This window comes from Nioella sp. (assembly GCF_965215655.1).
Classification (GTDB): domain Bacteria; phylum Pseudomonadota; class Alphaproteobacteria; order Rhodobacterales; family Rhodobacteraceae; genus Nioella.
The window spans coordinates 684,124-706,177 of sequence record NZ_OZ244111.1 but is presented as its reverse complement, the minus strand read 5'-3'; the positions used below and the strand labels follow the sequence as shown (position 1 = coordinate 706,177).

At 63.2% G+C, this 22,054-nt stretch carries 33 protein-coding genes; 20 read left to right on the top strand and 13 right to left on the bottom strand.

The window, feature by feature from the left end; genetic code table 11:
* From ACOOEX_RS03690 to ACOOEX_RS03680, 3 genes are all read left to right on the top strand, one after another.
* A complete protein-coding gene (locus ACOOEX_RS03690; RefSeq protein ID WP_420397171.1) occupies positions 1-1,179 on the top strand; it encodes an aspartate aminotransferase family protein in 1,179 nt (392 codons plus the stop codon).
* A 121-nt stretch (positions 1,180-1,300) separates the two neighbouring features.
* On the top strand, positions 1,301-2,227 hold the full coding sequence (argF, locus tag ACOOEX_RS03685; RefSeq protein ID WP_420397170.1) for an ornithine carbamoyltransferase: 927 nt from the start codon (positions 1,301-1,303) through the stop codon (positions 2,225-2,227).
* 110 nt (positions 2,228-2,337) lie between these two features.
* The gene (locus tag ACOOEX_RS03680; RefSeq protein WP_420397169.1) at positions 2,338-3,369 is read left to right on the top strand and encodes an alpha/beta hydrolase; all 1,032 of its coding nucleotides are present in this window, start codon (positions 2,338-2,340) and stop codon (positions 3,367-3,369) included.
* A gap of 97 nt (positions 3,370-3,466) precedes the next feature.
* Here ACOOEX_RS03680 and ACOOEX_RS03675 read toward each other — a convergent pair whose 3' ends face one another.
* Both ACOOEX_RS03675 and ACOOEX_RS03670 read right to left on the bottom strand, forming a co-directional pair.
* The gene (locus tag ACOOEX_RS03675) at positions 3,467-3,868 is read right to left on the bottom strand and encodes an alpha/beta fold hydrolase (RefSeq protein WP_420397168.1); all 402 of its coding nucleotides are present in this window, start codon (positions 3,866-3,868) and stop codon (positions 3,467-3,469) included.
* On the bottom strand, positions 3,810-4,253 hold the full coding sequence (locus ACOOEX_RS03670) for an alpha/beta fold hydrolase (RefSeq protein WP_420397167.1): 444 nt from the start codon (positions 4,251-4,253) through the stop codon (positions 3,810-3,812). The genes ACOOEX_RS03675 and ACOOEX_RS03670 overlap by 59 nt, the downstream gene beginning before the upstream one ends.
* 154 nt (positions 4,254-4,407) lie before the next feature.
* Between ACOOEX_RS03670 and ACOOEX_RS03665 the strand changes: the two genes are divergently transcribed.
* The 3 genes from ACOOEX_RS03665 (at position 4,408) to ACOOEX_RS03655 (ending at position 6,451) form a co-directional block, all read left to right on the top strand.
* Entirely contained in the window at positions 4,408-4,854 is a 447-nt protein-coding gene (locus ACOOEX_RS03665; protein ID WP_420397166.1) for a c-type cytochrome, read from the top strand.
* Between the two features lie 32 nt (positions 4,855-4,886).
* A complete protein-coding gene (locus tag ACOOEX_RS03660) occupies positions 4,887-5,783 on the top strand; it encodes a DMT family transporter (RefSeq protein ID WP_420397165.1) in 897 nt (298 codons plus the stop codon).
* 83 nt (positions 5,784-5,866) lie between these two features.
* On the top strand, positions 5,867-6,451 hold the full coding sequence (locus ACOOEX_RS03655) for a GcrA family cell cycle regulator (protein WP_071688812.1): 585 nt from the start codon (positions 5,867-5,869) through the stop codon (positions 6,449-6,451).
* 117 nt (positions 6,452-6,568) lie between these two features.
* Here the strand turns inward: ACOOEX_RS03655 and ACOOEX_RS03650 are convergent, their stop codons facing one another.
* From ACOOEX_RS03650 to ACOOEX_RS03640, 3 genes are all read right to left on the bottom strand, one after another.
* The gene (locus tag ACOOEX_RS03650; RefSeq protein ID WP_420397164.1) at positions 6,569-7,045 is read right to left on the bottom strand and encodes a transglycosylase SLT domain-containing protein; all 477 of its coding nucleotides are present in this window, start codon (positions 7,043-7,045) and stop codon (positions 6,569-6,571) included.
* Positions 7,046-7,048: 3 nt separating this feature from the next.
* On the bottom strand, positions 7,049-9,019 hold the full coding sequence (locus tag ACOOEX_RS03645) for an AsmA family protein (protein ID WP_420397163.1): 1,971 nt from the start codon (positions 9,017-9,019) through the stop codon (positions 7,049-7,051).
* 114 nt (positions 9,020-9,133) lie between these two features.
* Positions 9,134-9,436 carry a DUF4389 domain-containing protein gene (locus ACOOEX_RS03640; RefSeq protein WP_420397162.1) on the bottom strand — a complete coding sequence of 101 codons (303 nt, stop codon included), beginning with the start codon at positions 9,434-9,436 and terminating at the stop codon, positions 9,134-9,136.
* A gap of 111 nt (positions 9,437-9,547) precedes the next feature.
* Here ACOOEX_RS03640 and rimO point away from each other — a divergent pair, with 111 nt between their 5' ends.
* From rimO to ACOOEX_RS03625, 3 genes are all read left to right on the top strand, one after another.
* Positions 9,548-10,909, top strand: coding sequence for a 30S ribosomal protein S12 methylthiotransferase RimO (gene rimO / locus ACOOEX_RS03635; RefSeq protein ID WP_420397161.1), 1,362 nt, complete (start codon positions 9,548-9,550; stop codon positions 10,907-10,909).
* A gap of 238 nt (positions 10,910-11,147) precedes the next feature.
* The gene (locus tag ACOOEX_RS03630; RefSeq protein ID WP_420397160.1) at positions 11,148-11,495 is read left to right on the top strand and encodes a thiol-disulfide oxidoreductase DCC family protein; all 348 of its coding nucleotides are present in this window, start codon (positions 11,148-11,150) and stop codon (positions 11,493-11,495) included.
* Between the two features lie 117 nt (positions 11,496-11,612).
* On the top strand, positions 11,613-11,855 hold the full coding sequence (locus ACOOEX_RS03625; protein WP_420397159.1) for a CDGSH iron-sulfur domain-containing protein: 243 nt from the start codon (positions 11,613-11,615) through the stop codon (positions 11,853-11,855).
* A 63-nt stretch (positions 11,856-11,918) separates the two neighbouring features.
* Here ACOOEX_RS03625 and ACOOEX_RS03620 read toward each other — a convergent pair whose 3' ends face one another.
* From ACOOEX_RS03620 to ACOOEX_RS03605, 4 genes are all read right to left on the bottom strand, one after another.
* Complete coding sequence (locus ACOOEX_RS03620; protein WP_420397158.1) at positions 11,919-12,266, bottom strand: YigZ family protein; 348 nt, start codon at positions 12,264-12,266, stop codon at positions 11,919-11,921.
* A 30-nt stretch (positions 12,267-12,296) separates the two neighbouring features.
* The gene (locus ACOOEX_RS03615; RefSeq protein ID WP_420397157.1) at positions 12,297-12,650 is read right to left on the bottom strand and encodes a diacylglycerol kinase; all 354 of its coding nucleotides are present in this window, start codon (positions 12,648-12,650) and stop codon (positions 12,297-12,299) included.
* A gap of 62 nt (positions 12,651-12,712) precedes the next feature.
* On the bottom strand, positions 12,713-12,970 hold the full coding sequence (locus tag ACOOEX_RS03610) for a DUF6455 family protein (RefSeq protein WP_420397156.1): 258 nt from the start codon (positions 12,968-12,970) through the stop codon (positions 12,713-12,715).
* Positions 12,971-12,997: 27 nt separating this feature from the next.
* Positions 12,998-13,252, bottom strand: coding sequence for a DUF6455 family protein (locus ACOOEX_RS03605; protein ID WP_420397155.1), 255 nt, complete (start codon positions 13,250-13,252; stop codon positions 12,998-13,000).
* Positions 13,253-13,409: 157 nt separating this feature from the next.
* Between ACOOEX_RS03605 and ACOOEX_RS03600 the strand changes: the two genes are divergently transcribed.
* Positions 13,410-13,664, top strand: coding sequence for a hypothetical protein (locus ACOOEX_RS03600; protein WP_420398318.1), 255 nt, complete (start codon positions 13,410-13,412; stop codon positions 13,662-13,664).
* A 28-nt stretch (positions 13,665-13,692) separates the two neighbouring features.
* On the top strand, positions 13,693-14,424 hold the full coding sequence (locus ACOOEX_RS03595; RefSeq protein WP_420397154.1) for a sulfotransferase domain-containing protein: 732 nt from the start codon (positions 13,693-13,695) through the stop codon (positions 14,422-14,424).
* On the opposite strand, the gene ACOOEX_RS03590 is transcribed toward ACOOEX_RS03595, so the two are convergent.
* On the bottom strand, positions 14,421-14,768 hold the full coding sequence (locus ACOOEX_RS03590; RefSeq protein ID WP_420397153.1) for a TraR/DksA family transcriptional regulator: 348 nt from the start codon (positions 14,766-14,768) through the stop codon (positions 14,421-14,423). The genes ACOOEX_RS03595 and ACOOEX_RS03590 overlap by 4 nt on opposite strands.
* A gap of 38 nt (positions 14,769-14,806) precedes the next feature.
* A complete protein-coding gene (locus tag ACOOEX_RS03585) occupies positions 14,807-15,076 on the bottom strand; it encodes a DUF167 domain-containing protein (RefSeq protein ID WP_420397152.1) in 270 nt (89 codons plus the stop codon).
* A gap of 193 nt (positions 15,077-15,269) precedes the next feature.
* Between ACOOEX_RS03585 and ACOOEX_RS03580 the strand changes: the two genes are divergently transcribed.
* The 3 genes from ACOOEX_RS03580 to ACOOEX_RS03570 all read left to right on the top strand — a co-directional run bounded on the left by ACOOEX_RS03580 (position 15,270) and on the right by ACOOEX_RS03570 (position 17,851).
* A complete protein-coding gene (locus ACOOEX_RS03580) occupies positions 15,270-16,376 on the top strand; it encodes a class II histone deacetylase (RefSeq protein WP_420397151.1) in 1,107 nt (368 codons plus the stop codon).
* A gap of 144 nt (positions 16,377-16,520) precedes the next feature.
* Entirely contained in the window at positions 16,521-17,225 is a 705-nt protein-coding gene (locus tag ACOOEX_RS03575) for a CoA transferase subunit A (protein WP_420397150.1), read from the top strand.
* Positions 17,225-17,851 carry a 3-oxoacid CoA-transferase subunit B gene (locus tag ACOOEX_RS03570; RefSeq protein ID WP_420397149.1) on the top strand — a complete coding sequence of 209 codons (627 nt, stop codon included), beginning with the start codon at positions 17,225-17,227 and terminating at the stop codon, positions 17,849-17,851. Before ACOOEX_RS03575 ends, ACOOEX_RS03570 begins: the two co-directional genes overlap by 1 nt.
* Before the next feature lie 53 nt (positions 17,852-17,904).
* Here ACOOEX_RS03570 and ACOOEX_RS03565 read toward each other — a convergent pair whose 3' ends face one another.
* Both ACOOEX_RS03565 and ACOOEX_RS03560 read right to left on the bottom strand, forming a co-directional pair.
* Positions 17,905-18,495 (bottom strand): lysozyme inhibitor LprI family protein, encoded by a 591-nt coding sequence (locus tag ACOOEX_RS03565; RefSeq protein WP_420397148.1) that lies wholly within the window; start codon positions 18,493-18,495, stop codon positions 17,905-17,907.
* 80 nt (positions 18,496-18,575) lie between these two features.
* The gene (locus ACOOEX_RS03560; protein ID WP_420397147.1) at positions 18,576-19,424 is read right to left on the bottom strand and encodes a lytic transglycosylase domain-containing protein; all 849 of its coding nucleotides are present in this window, start codon (positions 19,422-19,424) and stop codon (positions 18,576-18,578) included.
* A gap of 304 nt (positions 19,425-19,728) precedes the next feature.
* Between ACOOEX_RS03560 and ACOOEX_RS03555 the strand changes: the two genes are divergently transcribed.
* The 6 genes from ACOOEX_RS03555 to ACOOEX_RS03530 all read left to right on the top strand — a co-directional run bounded on the left by ACOOEX_RS03555 (position 19,729) and on the right by ACOOEX_RS03530 (position 21,912).
* A complete protein-coding gene (locus tag ACOOEX_RS03555) occupies positions 19,729-19,890 on the top strand; it encodes a hypothetical protein (RefSeq protein ID WP_420397146.1) in 162 nt (53 codons plus the stop codon).
* Positions 19,891-20,091: 201 nt separating this feature from the next.
* The gene (locus tag ACOOEX_RS03550) at positions 20,092-20,286 is read left to right on the top strand and encodes a pilus assembly protein (protein ID WP_071688838.1); all 195 of its coding nucleotides are present in this window, start codon (positions 20,092-20,094) and stop codon (positions 20,284-20,286) included.
* Between the two features lie 209 nt (positions 20,287-20,495).
* Positions 20,496-20,690 (top strand): pilus assembly protein, encoded by a 195-nt coding sequence (locus tag ACOOEX_RS03545; protein WP_071688838.1) that lies wholly within the window; start codon positions 20,496-20,498, stop codon positions 20,688-20,690.
* 209 nt (positions 20,691-20,899) lie between these two features.
* A complete protein-coding gene (locus ACOOEX_RS03540; protein ID WP_071688838.1) occupies positions 20,900-21,094 on the top strand; it encodes a pilus assembly protein in 195 nt (64 codons plus the stop codon).
* 209 nt (positions 21,095-21,303) lie between these two features.
* A complete protein-coding gene (locus ACOOEX_RS03535; RefSeq protein ID WP_071688838.1) occupies positions 21,304-21,498 on the top strand; it encodes a pilus assembly protein in 195 nt (64 codons plus the stop codon).
* Positions 21,499-21,714: 216 nt separating this feature from the next.
* A complete protein-coding gene (locus ACOOEX_RS03530) occupies positions 21,715-21,912 on the top strand; it encodes a pilus assembly protein (protein ID WP_420397145.1) in 198 nt (65 codons plus the stop codon).
* The last annotated feature ends 142 nt before the right edge of the window (positions 21,913-22,054 follow it).

Here is a 22,054-nt window from a genome sequence, read left to right as displayed (position 1 = left end):
ATGATCACGCCGGTTCTGCCCAGCTATTCCCGTGCACCTCTCTCCTTCGTCAAGGGCGAAGGGGCCTGGCTCGTGGAAGCGGATGACCGACGTTTTCTGGACCTCGGCGGCGGCATTGCGGTAACCGCGCTTGGCCATGCGCATCCGGCGCTGGTCAAGGCGCTGACGGACCAGGCGAACGCGCTCTGGCACACCTCGAACCTTTACAACGTGCCCCAGCAAGAGGCGCTGGCCGAGCGGCTGGTCGAACACACCTTTGCCGACACCATGTTCTTCTGCAACTCGGGCACCGAGGCGGGCGAGCTTGCCGTGAAAATGGCGCGCAAGTACTGGTACGAGAAGGGCCAGCCGGAACGGACGACGATCATCACCTTCGACGGCTCGTTCCACGGCCGGTCGATCGCCATGATCTCTGCGGCCGGATCCGAGAAGCTGACCAAGGGCTTCGGCCCGCTGCTGCCCGGCTTCATCACCCTGCCCTTCGGCGACCATGACGCGCTGCGCGAGGCCGCGGCACGGTCCGAAGTCGGCGCAATCATGGTCGAGCCCGTGCAGGGCGAGGGCGGCATCCGCCCGCTGCCCGATGCCTGTCTCAAGGGCCTGCGCGACCTCTGTGACGAACATGGGCTTCTGCTGATCCTCGACGAGATCCAGTGCGGCATGGGCCGTACCGGCAAACTCTTCGCCCATGAATGGGCGGGGATCACGCCCGACATCATGATGGTTGCCAAGGGCATCGGCGGGGGCTTCCCGCTCGGCGCGCTGCTGGCCACCGAGGAAGCCGCCTGCGGCATGACCCCGGGCACCCATGGCTCGACCTATGGCGGCAACCCGCTCGGCTGTGCCGTGGGCTGTGCGGTGATGGACGAGATCACGCGTGAGGGTTTCCTAGACGACGTGAACCGCCGCGCGGGGCTTCTGCGGCAGAAGCTGGAGGGGCTGGTGGCGTCTCATCCCGATATCTTCGCGGGCGTGCGTGGCGAGGGCTTCATGCTCGGGCTCATGTGCAAGGTGCCCAACATGGACGTTGTCAATGCAGGTTATGATCAACTGGTGCTGACCGTCCCGGGCGGGGACAATGTGGTGCGCCTGCTGCCCTCGCTGCTGCTGACCGAAGACGAAATCGCCGAGGCGCTGGCCCGGCTTGACGCCGCTGCCACGGCGCTGGAAGGTCAATAGCATGTCTAGGCGCGGCTTTTTCGAACCGGCCTATTTCGGCCACCGACGAGGATAGGGACAGCCCGCCCTCTTTCCCATTCCTCGGGGCCGTCCGTACTGCGGCCCAACATAAGGCACTGACATGAAACACTTTCTGGATATCAACACCACCGATCCCGCCGACCTCAGGCAGATGATCGACCACGCCCGCGTGATGAAGGACGCCCGCAATGGGCGCCCCAAGGGCACGCCGGATGACGAACAGCCGCTTGCGGGCCACATGGTCGCGCTGATCTTCGAGAAGCCCTCGACCCGGACCCGCGTGTCCTTTGACGTGGGCGTGCGCCAGATGGGCGGGCAGACCATGGTGCTGTCGGGCAGCGACATGCAGCTTGGCCATGGCGAGACCATCGCCGATACCGCCCGCGTGCTCAGCCGCTATGTCGATCTGATCATGATCCGCACTTTTGAGGAGGCGACGCTACAGGAAATGGCGGAATACGCCACGGTGCCCGTCATCAACGGCCTGACCAACCGCAGCCATCCCTGCCAGATCATGACCGACATCATGACCTTCGAGGAGCATCGCGGTCCGATCAAGGGCAAGAAGGTCGTCTGGTGCGGCGATGGCAACAACGTCTTCGCCAGCTTCGCCCATGCGGCGGGGCAGTTCGGCTTCGACCTGACCTTTTCCGGCCCGCCGCCTCTGGACCCCGAGCAGGTGTTCATCGACGAGGCCCGCGCCCGCGGCGCCACTGTCACCATCGAACGCAACCCGCAAAAGGCCGTTGAGGGCGCCGACCTCGTCGTCACCGATACCTGGGTGTCGATGCACGATCCGCAATCGGCCCGCGAACGGCGGCACAACCAGCTGCGCGGCTACCAGGTGAACGAAGCGCTGATGGCCCATGCCAAGCCCGACAGCCTGTTCATGCACTGCCTGCCCGCGCATCGCGATGACGAGGCCACCAGTGCCGTCATGGACGGCCCGCATTCGGTGATCTTCGACGAGGCCGAAAACCGTCTGCACGCGCAGAAGGCGATCATGCGCTGGTGCCTCGGCGTCTGAAGCCCCCGAACCGGGGGGCGTCAAACCTCCCGGTTCCGCCCTTTTGGGTTGCATTGCTGTAGTTGAGACACGATGCTGCAGGTGAATTTCATCTGTCAGGCGTTATTTCCATGAAGCAATTGATCGTTACCCTCTTCCTTTTCGCGATTGCCAACCAAGCCACCGCGACCGCTCTCGACGTGACGGTTCAAGGCCCCGCGGGACAACTGGCCGGAACGATCGAAACCCCACAAACTCCGTCCCGTGCCGCTGCTCTGATCCTGCCCGGCTCTGGCCCGACGGACCGCAATGGCAACAATCCATTGGGGCTGTTTGCGGCCAGCTATCAGATGTTGGCCGTGGATCTCGCCGCTGAGGGCATCACGACCCTGCGCTTCGACAAACGCGGCATCGGCGCAAGCCAGGGTGACCCAAACGATGTGACGCTCTCTGAATATGCAGAGGATGCAACGGTCTGGATAGCGGAACTTCTCCGCCAGTCCGGCGAAGACTGCGTCTGGTTGCTGGGTCATTCCGAAGGCGCGATCATCGCCACGATGCTGGCAGAGCGTGACGATGTCTGCGGCATCGCGCTGATTGCCGCACCGGGGCGCAATGTCGGTGATCTCTTCCGCGAACAGGTTGCCTCTCAGCCCCTGATCGCGCCGTCCGCTGCGGCCTTTGATGCCGCGCTTGAGGCATTCGCTGCCGGAGGCACCCCCGACCTCTCCGGCCTGCATCCGGGCCTTCACAGCATCTTCGCGCCGCAAACCGCGCGCTACATGCGCGATCTGATCGCCGCCAATCCCGGTGACCTTCTGGCCGCCACCACCGCGCCTGTGATCATCCTGCATGGCGATGGCGATGTGCAGGCCCCGCCCTCCGAGGCAGCCCCCCTCGTCGCCGCGCGCCCCGATGCCGAGGCGCATGTTCTCAGCGGCATGACCCATGTGCTGAAACGCGCCATTCCCCGCGATCAGGCCCCGAGCGACGAGGCTTTCAACCAGGCAAGCCTCGCCACTTATGCCGATCCGAATGCACCCTTGCATGAAGAGCTTGTACCGCTGCTGACCCAGTTCATGACGGGCAGCGCACCCGCTCAGACCACCGCCACCCCGGCCCCGGCACCCGCCCCGGCCCCTGTTCAAACCGACTCCAAATAGTCCCACGCCATTGGGACGGACGAGGGCTTTCCCAGGCCACGCCTGCTGTGTTCCTCTTGTGCCGGGGCCTCGGGTTCCGGGCAGGCAGGTCTGGGCCCTACTCCGCCTCCAACCTGTCTAGCCAGTCGCAGGCAAGCGCAGCAAACGCCCCCGGCCGTTCCCAGGCCACCGCATGTCCCGCCGTATCCAGGACAGCCAGCGTCGCACGCGGATAGACCGGCATCGGGTCCATGGCGTCGAGATAGCCCGACATGGAATCCTGCCGTCCGGCCACGATGAGGCTCGGCTTGTCGAACCGGGCATCTGGCCCTGACAGGTCGAAAGAGAACTGAAAACTCTCTCCCGTCGATTTCAGAAGGTCTGCATCCGCCGTGCCCGCTGTGGGCAACTTGCAACGCCGGGTCTTGTCCCAGGTCTCTGCGGTCTGCACCACAAGCCTGTCAAAGCGCGGGCGCTCCGCCTCGCTCAGCGACGCGCGTAGATCCGGGTCGGCAACCATGACCTGGTGTTCGGGTATCCGGTCTGCATCCGAAGAGGGCGCGCCGCCCGGCACGATCAGGCACCCCCCCCTCCACCAGATCAGGGCGCAGATAGGCCAAGCCCTGGGCAATGTAGCTGCCGCGCGACTCTCCAATGATGGCAAACGGCTCATCGGGAAACGTGGCGACCATGAAGGCCGCGACACGACTCAGCAAATCCTCCTGCGTCACCACGCCTTCGGTCGGACTTTGCCCATGACCCGGTAGGTCGACATAGATCCGCCGCCATCCTTCACGCGCCTTGAAAAGCGGCTCGACCGTTTCCACCATGTGACGGTGGTCCAGCGTTGCGCCATGCAGGACGAGCAGGTTGCGGCCAGACCCCTTGGTGATGCAATGCAGCATGGTCGTCACCTTCCTCAGCCCAATTGCAGGGCATCGTTACATGCTTTGCCGGGATCGCCCAAACCATTACCACTTTGTGAATGTCCATCAGTGGATTTCAGGTCTCGAACTGGTAGGTTGAGTCGGACTAGCTGGTATGAGGAGCTTTATCCGCATGAAACTGAACTGGATCGCCCTGGCGTTTGCGACTGTCATCGGCACTGTCGCGCTTGCCCATCAAAACGTGCAGAACCCGGCCGTGCAGGCCCGAATGGACAACATGACGGCCATGGCCCGGCAAATGGAAGTGATCGGCACCATGGCGCGAGGGGAAACCGCGTTAGATGCCGAGGCCGCCAATGCTGCCCTCGACCGGATCTCCGGCGAAGCCAATCGCATCGTCGATCTCTTCGAGGCTCCGGAAACCGACCCGCAATCCGAGGCGCGGGCGGGCATCTGGGAGAACTTCGGCAATTTCAGCAACCGCGCGATGGAGCTTGAACTTGTGGCGATGGAACTGGCCGGAACGGTCGAGGACCGCTCCACGCTCGTGCAGGCGCTGCGCCGCGTGGGCGCGTCCTGCAGCGGCTGCCACGAGGATTACCGCATCAATCGCGATTGACATTTGACGCGGGCAGGCGCACCGACAGCGCCATGACGCCCGCTCACAATCCGCCCCTTGCCGTCGCTTTCATGCTGACCGCCACGCTCTTCATCGCGGGGTCGATGCTGATGGCGAAGCTTCTGGGGACGGATACGCTCGGCCCCCCGCTGCATCCGCTTCAGGTCAGCCACGGGCGGTTTCTGTTCGCATTCATCCTGATCGGCAGCACGGTTGCGGTCATGCGCCCGACGCTGCGGCTCACCAACCTGCGCGTCCATATCGGACGGACGCTGTGCGGGTGGGTCGGCGTCTCGCTGATGTTCGCCGCCGTGGCTTTCATTCCCATGGCTGATGCCACCGCGATCAGCTTTCTCAACCCGGTCTTCGGCATGATGCTGGCCATCCCGCTTTTGGGCGAAACCGTGGGCCGCATCCGATGGACCGCCGCCGCGATTGCCCTTCTGGGCGCGCTGATCCTGCTGCGCCCCACCCCGGACAGCTTTCAGCCCGCCGCGCTGCTAGCGCTCGGGGCTGCCATGGCGCTCGGGCTGGAGCTTATCTTCATCAAGAAGCTTTCGGGCCGCGAAGGGCCGCTTTCGATCCTCTTTCTGAACAACGCGCTCGGGTTGACGGTGGCCAGCATCGCGGTGCTCTTCGTCTGGCAGATGCCCACGCCCGCCCAATGGGCAGCGCTTGCCGGCGTCGGCGGCACGATGGCCTGCGCACAGGCCTGTTTCGTCAATGCGGTGGCGCGGGCTGATGCGAGCTTCATCACGCCCTTCTCCTACCTCACCCTTGTCGTAGCGGCGGTCTATGACCTCTTGATTTTCGGAGTTCAGCCCGATGCCGTCAGCATCACCGGCGCGGGCATCATCATCGCAGGGGCGGCCCTCTTGGCCTGGCGCGAAGCGCGGCGTGCAAAACCGATGCCGGTCACGCAAGAATAACCCGCGCCGGGGCCTTCCCTTCCGGCGCGCGGGCACATATAACTAAACGCTGCACTTGGGGCTTAGGATCAGGAGGGACGAAAATGTCCTGGACCGACGAGCGGGTCGAACTTCTCAAGAAAATGTGGGGCGAGGGGCAATCGGCCTCGCAGATCGCCAAGGAACTGGGCGGTGTGACCCGGAATGCCGTGATCGGCAAGGTTCATCGCCTTGGCCTGTCCAACCGCACCTCGGGCAGCAGCAAGCCCGCCGCCCCGGCGAAAGAGGCCGCGCCGAAGCCCGCGCCCAAAGCCGCGGAACCGGCGCCCAAGCCCGAACCCGCCAAGGCGGAAAAACCGGAACCCGCGCCCGAACCCGCTGCCCGGCCGAGCAACGTGACACCCCTGCGCAAGCCCATTGTGCCGGCCGGTCAACCCCTGCCGCCGCAGCCCTCGGCCAACGAAATCAGCCCCGAGGCCCTGGCCAAGGTGCGCGAAGTGGAAACCCACGCCAAGCGCATCAGCCTGATGGAACTGACCGAACGCACCTGCAAATGGCCGATCGGGGACCCTGCCACGGATGATTTCTATTTCTGTGGCCTGCCCGTGCAGCAGGGGAAACCCTATTGCGAGGCGCATGTGGGTGTGGCCTTCCAACCGATGAGCAGCCGGCGCGACCGTCGCCGTTAATCGCGACGCTGAAAATTCTTCCCGAAGAATTTTCGGACTCGAGTACCAGGAAGAGTTTTCAAGAAAACTCTTCCTGTCCTGAGTGGGAAGATTTTTCCGGAAAAATCTTCTTGCGCCTTACCGGCAGCTGCGCATTTCGCGCTCCGCCAACCCGGTCTCGACCAACATGCAGCGATCCCGCGCTTCGTAGTAGTATCCACTCGCGTAGCGCCGGATCGCGCCGTCGAAATCTCCACCCGACAGCAGAAAGGCCCCGCGCAGGTATTTCACCCCCCATCTGAGGTTCTGGTCCGGGTCCAGCAACTCGGACGCGGGTCCCCGATGTCCCATGGTGCGCGCCGTTTCCGGCAGCATTTGCAGCAGCCCGTAATAGGGCCCGGCGCGCAGATGCGGGCGATAGTCGCTTTCCCGGTCGATCAGGCGGTGGATCAGCGCCGCCGGCACGTCGTAGTGATCGGCATAGTGGTTGATCAACCGCCGCAGCTCCGGTGTTTCGTTGGGGTAGAGCGGCGGTTCCCCGCGTCGGGTCACGGGATCATCCCCCCCGCTGCAGGCGGTCAGCACAAGGGCCAGCGCGATCAACATCCACCGCATGGCTCAGTTTCCTCCGAACAGTCGTTCCAGCTGCCGGGCAGCCTCGTCCCGCAGCCGGTCTTCCAGCGCGTCCTGCGCTGCCTCCTCGACCGATTGCCCCTCTTCCACTTCGATCCCGAGCGCATCCGCCGCAGCCTCCGTTGCGCGCTCTTCCAGAGCGTCGATTTCCTCTTCCAGCTCCTGACGTGCCAGCGCTTCCAGATCGAGGCTGAAATTCGGGTCCGCCCAGGGGCCGGAGATCCGCAACGGAACACGCACACCGCCGTCTGATCCTTCGCCATAGAGAACCCGCGGCACCACGGTGTAATCCAGCACCTGCTGCCCCAAGCCAACCGTGCCCGCCCCGGTCAATTCCCCGAACGGCGCCGTCATCAGAAGGTCCTCGTTGGTGACCACACCGCCATCCATGGTGAAGCTCGCAGTGATGCTTTCATAAACGGTGCGCTGCCCTTCACCCCGGTAAGAGGTGTCGAAATTTCGGATCATGCCGCCGATATCAAGGCCAAGGATCGCGCCCTCTCCGAAGTTGATGGACCCGGCCCCGTCCAGCGAATTCATCAACGCATTCAAATCGTTGCCGACCATCAGAAAGCTCAGCTCCGCATTGCCCGTGCCTTCCAGCCGGTCCCATCCCGCGAAATCCGTCAGCAAAGGGTTCAGCCGCACATCAGCCACCTGCAGGCTGCCCCCCATGGACAACCCGCCACGCCCGTTGATCACATATTGCCCGCTGATCGCACCGTCATAGGCCGACACCTCGCGCAGGTCGAAGACCAGGCGCCCGGCGGTCAGGGTGGCACGCAGGTCCACCGCGCCAAGCTGCAGGATACCCAGATCCAACCCGGCCAGGACAAGCGCCGCCTCTGCATCCACCGCGTGCAGGCCGCTGACGTCAATCTGATCCCGCGACCAGCCCTGCGAGGCAGAGGCGGTTGCATCGCTGCTGTCTCCACCCTCGATCAGACCCGAAAGATCCAGCGCGCCACCGGTCAGCACGGCCCGGATCATCGGGCGATCATCGCCGGGGATCACATCGACGCTGCCCGTCAGGGCGTTGTCGTCAAAGGTAAAGCGTGCCTCACGCAGATGGGCAGACCCTTCTGACGCCAGCGTGAACGCGCCCTCCATGGCCAGCCGATCGCGGCCAAGGCCGCGCGGCAGATCCGGCGCGGCCTGCCCGGCCAAGGCCATCAGCGGGCCCAGATCCGTGGCATCCAGTGCAACGGATCCCTCAACGCCCAATGGCGAAAGACCAACCCGACCGTCAAAGCCTGCCTCGCCGCCCGCCCAGTCCAGCGCCAGCGTGACCGGGCGCAGCTCGCCCTCCAGCAGCGGGCCGATTCCGTCGATCACCGCCTCGACCGAGACCGTCGCACCGTTCATCGCGCCGCTGCCTTCCAGCCGCGCGACGCCGTCGGCAGAGGGCAGGCGCAGGGTCAGGCTCAGGTCACTGGCCTGCACATCCGTGCCCGCTGCCTCATCGCGGAACATGAGCGACCCGGCGGTGATCTCCGCCAGATCGAGGCTGAATGCCCCAAGGCCACCGCCCCCATCGGCGCTGTCATCCGCAGGTTCGCTCACCTCCTCGCCGTCCGAGAAATCCCAGCTCACCGCCCCATCGGCCCGCGACACCAGGATGATATCGGGGCGCACTACTTCGAACCGCTGCACGCGGATAGTGCCCGACAGCAGCGCCCACAGATCGACCCCGATATTCAGCCGGTCCGCCCGCAGCATCGGCCCATCCTCGACCCAGGCGGGATTGCCCACCTCGATCCCGTCGGCCCGCACGCCAAGGGTCGGATAGATCGAGGGCCGGATATCCCCGGATATGGCCAGCGTCCGCCCGGTGGCGCGTTCGAACTGGTCGCTGACAATGGCCCCGATCCGATCCGTCGGGATCAGGAACAGCGTGCCGATCGCCACCGCCACCAGCACCACGAACAACCCGAGAAGCCGAAAGATCCACCGCATGCCCGCCACTCCTTGCCACTTTGGGGAAAAGGTAGCGCGATGCGCGGAACCGGGATAGCGCAAAGTTGGAAAAGTCCCGCGCAGGCAAGGATTTGCGCGTCGCTGGCCGCAGTTTCAGTCCAGCTCGGTCCAGGGCCAGGGCTTCACATTGCTGGCCGCCGTCTGATAGCGCGCCGCCTTCGCAACCCAGACCCCCAGATCGGTGCCGAAATCGGCCAGCCTCTCATTGGGTTGCTTGTTGATCAGCAGGATCACGAACTGGATCAGCGTCGCGATCCCCAGAACGGTCTGCGCCAGCGAGATCATGATCGCGATCAGGATCATGTAGACCAGCCGCATCCCGATCGAATCCTCCTCGGCCTCGAACTGCTCGCCATGAATGCGGCCCTGGTATCTGTCGTCGTCGTCCCCGGTCATCTCGGTCCTCACCTGTCACGCATCCGAGCCTATCACATCGGCATTGCCATGGCACCGTGCAAGTCCGGAATTCCCTTCCCTCGCCGCCTGCTCCGATGTATCTGCCCGGCCATGACCCAGAACCCACCCGATCTCCGCCCCGACCTCGCGCATGCGCGCATCCCCGAGGACAAACGCCCCGGCCAGCCCACCATCGGCATGGTCTCGCTCGGCTGCCCCAAGGCGCTGGTGGACAGCGAGCGCATCCTGACGCGGCTCAGGGCCGAGGGCTACGCGATCTCCCCCGACTACGCGGGCGCGGAGGCGGTCATCGTCAACACCTGCGGGTTTCTGGACTCCGCCAAGATGGAGAGCCTCGAGGCCATCGGCGAGGCGCTGCAACAAAACGGCAAGGTCATCGTCACCGGCTGCATGGGGGCGGAGCCCGAGACCATCACCGGCACCCATCCCACGGTTCTGGCCGTCACCGGCCCGCATCAATATGAACAGGTGCTCGATGCCGTCCACAAAGCCGTGCCGCCCGACCCCGACCCGTTCATCGACCTGCTGCCCGCGCGCGGCGTGTCGCTGACCCCGCGCCATTACAGCTATCTCAAGATCTCCGAGGGCTGTAACCACAAGTGCAAGTTCTGCATCATCCCCGACATGCGCGGGCGTCTTGCCTCCCGTCCCCATAAAGCGGTGATGCGCGAGGCCGAGAAGCTGGTCGAGGCCGGGGTGAGGGAACTCCTCGTGATCTCCCAGGACACCTCCGCCTATGGCACCGACTGGAAGGACCGGGACGACAAGTTTCCCATCCTCCCCCTCGCCCGCGATCTGGGCTCGCTCGGGGCCTGGGTCCGCATGCATTACGTCTACCCCTACCCCCATGTGCGCGACCTGATCCCGGCCATGGCCGAGGGGCTGATCCTGCCCTATCTCGACATCCCCTTCCAGCACGCCCACCCGGAAACCCTGAAACGCATGGCCCGCCCCGCCGCCGCCGCGCGCACGCTCGATGAAATCGCCGCGTGGCGCGCGGATTGCCCCGATATCACCCTGCGCTCCACCTTCATCGTGGGCTACCCCGGCGAGACGGAGGCGGAATTCCAGACCCTGCTCGACTGGCTGGACGAGGCGCAACTGGATCGCGTCGGCTGCTTCCGCTACGAAAACGTGGCCGGGGCCCGGTCCAACGACCTGCCCGACCACGTGCCCGAAGAGGTCAAGGAAGACCGCTTCCACCGTTTCATGGAGAAATCACAGGCGATTTCCGAGGCCAAACTCGCGGCCAAGGTGGGCACAAGGATGCAGGTCATCGTCGACGAGGTGGACGAAGAAGGCGCCACCTGCCGGACCAAGGCGGATGCCCCCGAGATCGACGGGAACCTGTTTATTGATGAAGGGTTCGAGGGGTTGTCAGCGGGGGATATCGTCGAGGTCGAGGTGGACGAGGCGTCGGAGTATGATTTGTGGGGACGGCTAACGCTGTAGGGTCGAACCCGCCCCAAGCGCCATCTCCGACGCGCGCGGGGGCGATCCTGCCCTCCAATCCGCGCGCTTTATCCCGGCCACACCCGGACGACCTCAACCGTCTCTCCCAGACCCACCCAAATCGCCTCCGCGTGGGGGCGCGTCGGCGATGGCGCGGCGGCTTCGCCTCGATTCCGCGCCGGGGCACCTCCCTTGCCCTCTTCTCCTCTCGCCCTACCTGCCGCTCATGATGAAAGTTTTGCACAACGACACATGCCCGATCTGCGCGCGCGAGGTTGCGGCCTATGCGCGGCAGGCGGACCGCGCGGGGGTGACGCTTCGGATCGACGGGCTGGAACAAGCCGCCGAATGGTCCCTTACCCCCGACAGTGCCGCGCGCAGTTTCCGCGTCGAACAGGATGGCCAACGGCACGAGGGGCTCGATGCCTTCCGCCTGCTCTGGTCGCAACTGCCGGGCTGGCGCTGGCTGGCACGTATCACCGGTCTGCCGGGTGTCCATTGGCTGGCGGATCGGGCCTATCGCCATGCTGCGGCCCCGGCGCTCTATGCGCTGCACCGCCGACGTCAGGAGCGCGCCGATCGTTAGACCCCGTGGACCACTTGTGCGCACATCGCCCCTGCCCTGCCGCAGAGGCCGAGCTTATGGACTTTGCCCGCCCTACCGGGTCACGTAACACGACAGCCAACCAACAGGAGAGCCCCAATGACCGACGCCCCCAAGATCGCCCAGACCGCCCCCTTCCCAATCGAGGTGGAGGAGGGCAAGAATTACTTCTGGTGCGCCTGTGGGCAGAGCCAGCGGCAGCCCTTTTGCGACGGCTCTCACAAGGGCAGCGATTTCACCCCGGTGAAATACACCGCCGAAAAGACCGGCAAGGTGTTCTTCTGCGGCTGCAAGCACTCGTCGCGCCAGCCGCTTTGCGACGGATCTCACAAGGCACTCTGACGCCGTTTTGTCTGCACAGGGGGTGTACGGGGGGTGTACAGGGGGTGTACGCCCGGCACCCCCCTATTTCTGTGCGAAATAGGCGCGGCAGGCATCGGCCACGTGGCGAAAGCGGTCGCCGCCCAGATGTTTGCCGCCATACCAGCGGGTGACCACTACAAGATGCGCGTGCAGCCCCTCCCCCTCCAACATCTTGAGGATGATATTGCCCGCGCCACTTTCCCCGTCATCGGATTTGAGTGGCCCATCGGGCAGCAGCACGGCCCAGGAATTATGCGTAGCCTTGGCGTATTTCTTCTTCTTTTTCAGTGCCTTGAGGAACTCGTCCACATCGCGCCGACTGGCCGCAGGCCCGCCCGAAACAGCGTATTTCGACCCCCGGTCGCTGATCACATTCTCGATCTGCCGCATGGATTTCCCTTCCCTATCAGTGGGATAGCGTCATCCAAACAAAACGACAAGCCACGCAACCCCCACGGCCATCGCCGTCATCGCCACGCCCGCGCTGCCCACATCCTTGGCGTCCCGCGCCCTAACATCTTGATCTGTCGAGATATAATCCACCGTCCGCTCCAGCGAGGTGTTCAGCAGCTCCGCCGCCAGGACCAGCACACCGCCCATCAGGATTATCATGGTTTCCCCGCGACTTAGCGGCAACCAAAGCGCCAGACCTGCGCTCGGAACATTCATGGTCGTCCAGAATTTCAGGCTCGGCTCATTCCCCCAGGCGTTCTTCCACCCCGCCCAGGACCAGACACAGCGATTCACCAGCCGATGCCATTCCCGTTTCAGCATCCCCATCCCCCCTGTTTTCAACAGGTTAGGCCGGGATTGCCTTAGATGTCATCGAAAAAAGATCAGCTCGCCAACCGCCGAAACAGGGCAGCATTGGCGCAGTTGGCCGGGGCAGCCTCGCCCGACTCTCCCTGCGCCGCAAGCCAGTCCTCGCAGGACCGTGCCCAGTCACACCCCCGACAGCGCGTGACCGCATCGGACCAGTCTTCCTGCGAGAGTCTGCCCTCATGCACCGCATGCGCCAGATCGGCCCCGATGACCTTTGCCATGGATTGCGACAGCATGAAATGGTGGCGAATATCGCCGAGCGGATGGGCCATGGTTACGATCCTTGGCAGATGAGGAATTCAGCTGTCACGCAGGTCCGTCAGCACCGCGCCATTACGGCAATACGACGGGGCGTCCTCTGCTTTGTCGTGGCTTTCCAGCCACTTGCCGCATTCCTCGGGCGAGGTGCAGTTGGTGCAACTCAGCACCATGTCGCGACGCTGTTCCGGGGCAAGATCGCCACGCAACTCGGCCTCGTCCAGATCCACGCCAAGGCGATCAGCCATCTGACCCATGAGCCGTTCATGCTCCTCGATCGTTTTGCGTCCGGGCATCCGTCATCTCCTGCAACGGGGCCGCCTGACAACACTGCGGCCTGCCCCGAGGGTCGCGCATCTGCCGGGACGTGACATTGACTCAGATCAAGCATCGGCGCTGCAATTTCGGGCAATCGGGCTAGGCAAGCCGCGCGTGGCGCACTACTCTGATCCCATGTTTACCATCGAGCACGATTTCGACGCGACCGTCATTACCCTAGTCGACGAGGGCGCGGCCCCGCTGGAGGAGGATCTGACGATCTCTGCCTTCGAGGAATGCGTGACTCTCGAACAATATGACCCGCATACCGACAGCGTTCAGAAAATCACTCTGTCCGACACGCAATTGCGGGACCTTGCCGCCGCGCTGGACCTGCCAGAAGGCATCTACCGCATTCGGGTCATCCCGGCGGACAGCAACAAGACCTGATCTTTATTGAGCCGGGACGATTTTCCGAATGCCATTGCCCAACCTGCTGATTGTCGGGGCCCAGAAAAGCGGCACGACATGGCTGCACAAAGCCCTGATGAGATCTGCCCGGTTCGGGGCGAACCGACGTTTCAAGGAATTGAACTTCCTGCTGCTGCCGGATTTCGAGGACCGTCTGGAGGAATATGCAAACGCCTTCCCCGACGATCCCGCGCATGTGTATCGGTTCGAATCCACTCCGGGCTATTTCAGCCTGCCTGACGCGGGCATAGACGTGGCCGCCCGCGTGGCGCGACACTTGCCCGGCATCGAAGCCCTCGCCGTCCTGCGCAACCCTGTAGATCGTTACCTGAGCGCGTATACGCACCACATGATGCGCCGCCGCTTGCCCCATGCCGCTGAGATCACCGATCTGGATCCGTCATTCAACATGCTGGCTTACGGGATGTATGGCGCGATCCTGACCCACTGGCGACAGCATGTTCCGGGCTTACGAGTCTATTTCTATGATGATCTGGTGGCCAATCAACCGGCCTTTCTGGCCGGTGTGATGGCCGATCTCGGACTCGACTGCGATGTCCCCCCGAGAAAGGCGAGATTCAGGGCCAATGACAAGGAGGCCATGTTCAAACGTCTCGGATGGGACAGCATGCCGGTCCTGTCAGATGCCCTGAGAGATGAGCTGAAGGACTATTACAGGGCTGATATCACCGTGTTGCAGGATCAGACCGGGCGCGATCTGGCGCATTGGCTCGCCTAAGAGGCACAGGACACGCAGCGCACCGCGCAAGGGTCCACGTCCAGACGCGGGACGCCGATGAAGTCGCCGCAATCCTCGCACCAGCCGAAGTCACCCTCCTCCATCCGCGCGAGGGCTGCCGCAATGGCGCGAATGCGACCATGGCGGCGCGCCTCCAGCGCCGAGGCCATGGCCTGCCCCTGCAAGGCATCCTGACGGGACAGCCGCCCGATGCTGGTCTGGTCCAGTTCCACGGGTTTTCTTCCCTCTGCGGTTGCGTCAGAGGAGTGCTGAAGCGCTGCACGCTCCACCTCCAATCGGGGGCGGTAACGATCGGCCAGCTCTTTGTCCGTCGGCTCGGTCATGAGATAATCCCAACAGATCGGGCGCGAAGGGGCAAGGCTCAGCCGATTTCGATCAGCTTGTCCCGCCCGGTTTCTCCCTGCACGATGGTCAGCCGCGATTTCGGCAGCCCGAGCGCCTTGGCCAGCAGTTTCAGCACGGCGGCATTGGCCTTTCCGCCTTCGGGCACGGTGGTGACATAGACGCGCAGGGGATCGCCCGCCGCTTCTGCCGGAACCACGGCATTGCGGGATGCCTTGGGGGTGACGCACAGGGCGATGCGGGCACCGGGCAATGCAAGGGTGCTGAGATCGGGGATTGTTCGGGCCATAGCGGTCTTTGTCCCCGCCAAGAAGAATTTTCCAGAAAATTCTTCACTCTCTAAAAAGCTTCAAGAAGCTTTTTCATGACCGAAAAATCTTCTGGAAGATTTTTGGGCCGCCCCGAACCGCCACCCCCCTGCAAATGCTTGCGCGCGGTCGAGACTGCCGCCACTCTGCCCAAGAAAGCGAGCGAGGAACGACATGGCCACGGGGTTTTTCTGGGACGAACGCTGTTTCTGGCACGCGGGCGGCAACTACGCGATGATGCTACCGGTTGGGGGCCTTGTGCAGCCGATGCCGGGCGGCCTGCCTGAAAACCCGGAAACCAAGCGGCGGCTCAAGAACCTGCTGGAGGTGACGGGCCTGATCCGGGAACTTGACGTGCGTCAGGCCGCGATGGTCACCGAGGAAGACCTGCTGCGCGTGCATCCGCAAAGCTACCTGACAGCCTTCCGGGACATGTCCAATGCGGGCGGCGGCGAACTGGGCCTGCGCACGCCGTTCGGACCGGGGGGCTACGAGATCGCCAAGGTCTCGGCAGGATTGGCCAAGGAGGCGCTCTTCGCAACGCTGCGCGGCGAGGTGGACAATGCCTATGCGCTGTCACGCCCTCCGGGGCATCATTGTCTGCCCGACTTTCCCAACGGGTTCTGCCTGCTGGCCAATATCGCCATCGCCGCGGAGGCCGCCTTTGCGGCAGGCATGGTTGACCGGGTCGCGGTGCTGGATTGGGATGTGCATCACGGCAACGGGACCGAGGCGATTTTCTACGATCGGGACGATGTGCTGACGATCTCTCTGCACCAGGAACGTAACTACCCACTCGATACCGGCGATTTCGAGGATCGCGGGTCGGGCGCGGGGGACGGGTTCAATCTCAACATCCCGCTTCCTGCCGGGGCCGGGCACAACACTTATCTGGAGGCGATGGAACGGTTGGTCATTCCGGCGCTCGCCGATTTCCAGCCGGATGTGATCATCGTGGCCTGCGGCTATGACGCGGCCGCGCTCGATCCTCTGTCCCGGATGCTGGCGACCTCCGAGACCTTCCGCCTGATGACCACAATGGCCAAGGAAGCCGCCGCGCAGCTGTGTGACGGGAGGCTGGTTCTTGTCCATGAGGGCGGCTATCTGGAGGCTTACGTGCCCTTCTGCGGACACGCGGTCATTCAGGAGCTGTCCGACAGCCGCATCACCGCGCCCGACCCGATGCTGGACACGTTCAACGCCCGCCAGCCGGGGCCACGCTTCGACAATTACTGCTCGGTCTTGCTGGCCGAGATGGAAGACGCCCTGCAGGGTCCGTAGAAATACCTATCCCCACGGAAACCTGTTGCCCGGACAGGGGATTTGCGTATTGCAGAGGGATCGACCGCTGCGCTGCCGGGGCGCGTTGACTCTCTCCCACGGCGCGCGGCAGGTTCAGCCGAGGAATTCTACGGGAGTGAATCCATGAAGAAAGTATATGGCTCTGCCGACGAGGCGCTGGAGGGCGTTCTCTTCGACGGAATGCTGATCGCCGCCGGGGGGTTTGGCCTCTGTGGCATCCCCGAGCTGCTGATCGACGGGATCGTGAAGTCGGGGGTCAAGGACCTGACGGTTGCCTCGAACAATGCGGGCGTGGACGGGTTCGGGTTGGGCAAGCTGCTCGACACGCGCCAGATCAAGAAGATGATGTCGTCCTATGTGGGCGAAAACGCGGAATTCATGCGCCAGTACCTGTCGGGCGAGCTGGAGCTGGAGTTCAACCCGCAAGGCACGCTGGCCGAGCGCATGCGCGCCGGTGGCGCGGGCATCCCCGGCTTCTACACCAAGACCGGCGTCGGCACCGTCATTGCCGAGGGTAAGGAAGTGAAGCAGTTCGGCGGCGAGGATTACATCCTCGAAGAGGGCATCTTCGCGGACCTCTCGATCGTCAAGGCCTGGAAGGCCGATGACACCGGCAACCTCGTCTTCCGCAAGACCGCGCGCAACTTCAACCCGCCCGCGGCCATGTGCGGCAAGATCTGCATCGCCGAGGTGGAGGAAATCGTCCCGCGCGGGTCGCTCGACCCCGATCTGATCCACCTGCCCGGCATCTATGTGCACCGCCTGATCCAGGGCGAACATGAGAAACGCATCGAACAGCGCACCACGCGCAAGCGGGAGGAAGCCTAATGCCCTGGGACCGTAACCAGATGGCCGCACGCGCGGCGGAAGAGCTTGAAGACGGTATGTATGTGAACCTCGGCATCGGCATCCCGACGCTGGTGGCGAACTACGTGGGCGACAAGGACATCACCCTGCAATCCGAGAACGGCATGCTCGGCATGGGGCCCTTTCCTTTCGAGGGCGAGGAAGACCCGGACCTGATCAACGCGGGCAAGCAGACGATCACGGAACTGAGCCGCACCTCCTACTTCGACAGCGCCACCAGCTTCGGCATGATCCGGGGCGGCAAGATCGCGGCGGCGATCCTGGGCGCGATGGAAGTGGCCGAAAACGGCGATCTGGCGAACTGGATGATCCCCGGTAAGCTGGTCAAGGGCATGGGCGGCGCGATGGACCTGGTGGCCGGTGTCGGCCGCGTGGTGGTCGTGATGGACCACACCAACAAGCACGGCGACTCCAAGGTGTTGAAGGCCTGCACCCTGCCGCTGACCGGCAAGGGCGTGGTCGACCGGATCATCACCAATCTGGGCGTGCTCGACGTGGTCGAGGGTGGGCTCAAGATCGTTGAATGCGCCGAGGACGTGACCGAGGACGAGCTGCGCGCCGCGACCGAGGCGACCATCGTCGGTTGACGCTGTCCTCTATAGAGACTGAGAGCGCCGCCCCTGATGGGCGGCGTTTTTCGTCAGTTCGCCCCATAGCGCAGCTGCAACTCCTGAATCCGGTCGGAATAGGCGGCGTAAAGGCAAGGATAGTCCGAATGGCAGGCATTACGCCCACTCAGCCAGCTTTGCTGCTCTGACACGATGCCGGGATAGTGACGCACCTGCGCATAGAGTTCGGCCATATAGAGATCCATCTGGCCGAGTTCTCTGTTGTTGCAGATCGTCTGCTCTGCCGCGTTCAACGATCCTTCCGAACACCAGCCGGGCCCGGAGGGGTATTGCGGGGCGGGCGGAGCCGGAGGTTTGCCACCCACACCCCCGGCCAGTCCCTGAAGAACCGCGATGCGGTAATCATAGGCCGCGCGGATGCAGGCAACATCCCAGCCACAGCTGTTTCGCTCCGCCAGCCAGGCCTGTTGCGCCGACTGGACGCCCTGCATGTAACGCACGGCGGCGTAAGCCTGTTCCAGTTCCTGATCGCGCCAGCCGAGATCGGGGGTGGAACAGATCGTCTGTTCGGTGGCGTTCAGAGACCCATTCGAGCACCAGGATTGCGCCATGGCGGCGGGGGCAATGAAGAGGAAGAGTAGAATAGCGGCGGCGCGGACCATGTGGCGGCTCCTTAATATGGCAGGCAATGGCTGGACCCAATGCACACCACTATAATGGATCACGCGCGAATTGGCATCCGCTAGCCGTTTGACGCCACCATCGTGCGAAACACGCAGCCATCCGTCACCAGTTCCGGCGGCGTCACGCAGAGTGCCCGCGCCAGTATCCAGGTGGCCATGACGCGCGGAACATAGTCCCGCGTTTCACGGTAATCCGGCACGCCATTGGCCCCGCGCACCGCCCCCTCACCCGCATTGTACCCGGCAAGGACCAAGACCGGGTCGCGGTCGAACTCGTTCATCAGCCAGTCCAGATAGGCGACGCCGCCCGCGATATTCTGATCCGCGTCGAACACATCCGTAACCCCGAACCGTTCGGCCGTGGCGGGGATCAACTGCATCAGGCCCCGCGCCCCGGCGCTGCTTTCGGCCACCGTATCACCGCGCGATTCCACCGCCATCACCGCCAGCACCAGGGCCGGTGACACGTTGGTGCCGATGGTTTCCTGAAGGATACGGGGGCCATGCGCCTCGGCCATGGCCAGCAATGTCTCGGCCCGGGCGATCGGCAGGCTGCCAGCTTCGGGCGCGGTGGACAGAAGCTGCATCACCGCCTGATACCGCCCGGCGCTGAAATCGCGCCCCGCCGGGATTTCCTGCCAGAACCAGTCTGCCTCGCCCGGCGCGCCCTGCTGCGGTGCGGGCATGGCCGAGGCTGTCTCCACCGGGTCTTCCGACGGACGATCCCCGATCTGGATGTTGATCCGGGGGCCCGTCTGTCCCGGTGTCGGCACTGTGACCCGACGAAAGGTGAACGCTGGAAACGGAGGCGGCGCGGCCTCATCTGCCGCCCCTTGCGCCCACACGTCCTGCCCCGGCTGCAGGCAAACCGCAAGAACCACCCCCAGAATCACTTTGCGAATACCCATATCACCGCTCGTTTGATCGTTCTTTTTTGTAAGACCATCATGCCCGACTTCCTATCCGAAAGAAAGCCGAGGCCCTGCGCCGCTCTCTTTGGATCAAGTCGACATACCCGTTTGGAATGGCGGTGTAATCCAATTGGTCATTCCGCTCTCTTATTAACTGACGGCGACAACCAACCTCCGCAAAACAGACGCATTCCCGCCCCGTTTGAACAGCCTCCTTGGCCTGCTCCAGGGGGAAGGGGCCTGCGACGATTGCAGGTCCCAGCCTTGGTGGGGCGCGGACAAAACAAGAAGGAACGAGCAAATGTACAGAGCATTCATGATCTCCGAGGCAGGTGGCGCGGCCGTTGACTGGGTTTTAATTACCGCACTCATGATCGGTCTCGGACTATCGGTGATGACAGTCATGGAAAGTGGCCTGAGCACCATTTCCGACGAACTCACCTCCCGCATGAATTTGAACTGAACGGAGTGGCCTTGCGCCCCACCCGCTTCAAAACCGCGATCAGGCAGAGTTCGGGCACCACGCATTTCTTGAATTCAGCTTTATTAAAATCCCGATAATTTCTTTTCACCGCCCAATTCGCGCCCCGATTGAAAGAGATATTGCACTCATCCTGAAGGGCAGAGACCCGAGGGCAACACTTGAGAAACCTGGAGCAAGACAATGATCAAGACCTTCCTGAATTCCGAATCCGGTGCCGTGACTGTTGACTGGGTCGTTCTGACCGCTGCCATCGTGGGCCTGGGCCTCGCCGTCATGGCCGTCGTGTCCGCTGGCGTGCAGGACCTGTCCGGCGATATCCAGACGCAGCTGGAAACCGGCCACATCACCACCGCCTTCCCGGCCGCAGCCGACTAAGTCGCTCGCGACCACCATTGCGAAAGGGCCGCGCCTTCGGGTTGCGGCCCTTTTCCTTTGTCCCGATGGACAGGAAGAAAACGATTAAAAATCCCGACAATTTCTTTCCATTGCCCCATTCGCGCCCGGATTCGGCGGGATAGTCATCTCATCCCAAGGGGGCAGACACCTAAGGGCAAACTTAAAAAGACCAAACCTGGAGCAAGACAATGATCAAGACCTTCCTGAATTCCGAATCCGGTGCCGTGACTGTTGACTGGGTCGTTCTGACCGCTGCCATCGTGGGCCTGGGCCTCGCCGTCATGGCCGTCGTGTCCGCTGGCGTGCAGGACCTGTCCGGCGATATCCAGACGCAGCTGGAAACCGGCCACATCACCACCGCCTTCCCGGCCGCAGCCGACTAAGTCGCTCGCGACCACCATTGCGAAAGGGCCGCGCCTTCGGGTTGCGGCCCTTTTCCTTTGTCCCGATGGACAGGAAGAAAACGATTAAAAATCCCGACAATTTCTTTCCATTGCCCCATTCGCGCCCGGATTCGGCGGGATAGTCATCTCATCCCAAGGGGGCAGACACCTAAGGGCAAACTTAAAAAGACCAAACCTGGAGCAAGACAATGATCAAGACCTTCCTGAATTCCGAATCCGGTGCCGTGACTGTTGACTGGGTCGTTCTGACCGCTGCCATCGTGGGCCTGGGCCTCGCCGTCATGGCCGTCGTGTCCGCTGGCGTGCAGGACCTGTCCGGCGATATCCAGACGCAGCTGGAAACCGGCCACATCACCACCGCCTTCCCGGCCGCAGCCGACTAAGTCGCACGCGACCACCATTGCGAAAGGGCCGCGCCTTCGGGTTGCGGCCCTTTTCCTTTGTCCCGATGGACAGGAAGAAAACGATTAAAAATCCCGACAATTTCTTTCCATTGCCCCATTCGCGCCCGGATTCGGCGGGATAGTCATCTCATCCCAAGGGGGCAGACACCTAAGGGCAAACTTAAAAAGACCAAACCTGGAGCAAGACAATGATCAAGACCTTCCTGAATTCCGAATCCGGTGCCGTGACTGTTGACTGGGTCGTTCTGACCGCTGCCATCGTGGGCCTGGGCCTCGCCGTCATGGCCGTCGTGTCCGCTGGCGTGCAGGACCTGTCCGGCGATATCCAGACGCAGCTGGAAACCGGCCACATCACCACCGCCTTCCCGGCCGCAGCCGACTAAGTCGCTGATACATATAATTCCTTAAGGGGCTACGCCATATGCGTGGCCCCTTTTGCGTTTCCGGATCAATGACGATCCGGGTTTTCTGTTTCCCAATTACCGCCGCATTTTGTCCATAATTGCGCATTTCCGCCGCATTTTCGCCTCAGTTCGCCGCGATCTTGCCATGGTCTGCTCGGGATGCTGCCACATCCCTTAAACCCTGGAGGATCTGCCATGCGTGCAATTGCTCGCCTGAAATCGTTTGCCCTTTGTGAATCCGGTGTCGTCACCGTCGATTGGGTCGTGCTGACCGCTGCCATGGTCGGTGTCGGCCTTGCGGTGACCAACACGGTCGCTGCCGGCCTGGAAGACCTGTCCAACGAAATTCGCACCCAGTTGGAACGTGACCATATCGTTGAAGAGCTCAACTGATGCCTTCGGTTCCTCCCCGCCGGGCGGAACCGGTCAAATTCGCTTAGATCTTTAGGGATTTGGCGTCGCGCTGTCCCTGCTCTGCCTTGTTTCTGCCCTGTCCGGGGGGCCATAGACCCCCTGCCCCTTAGAGGGTTCGCGA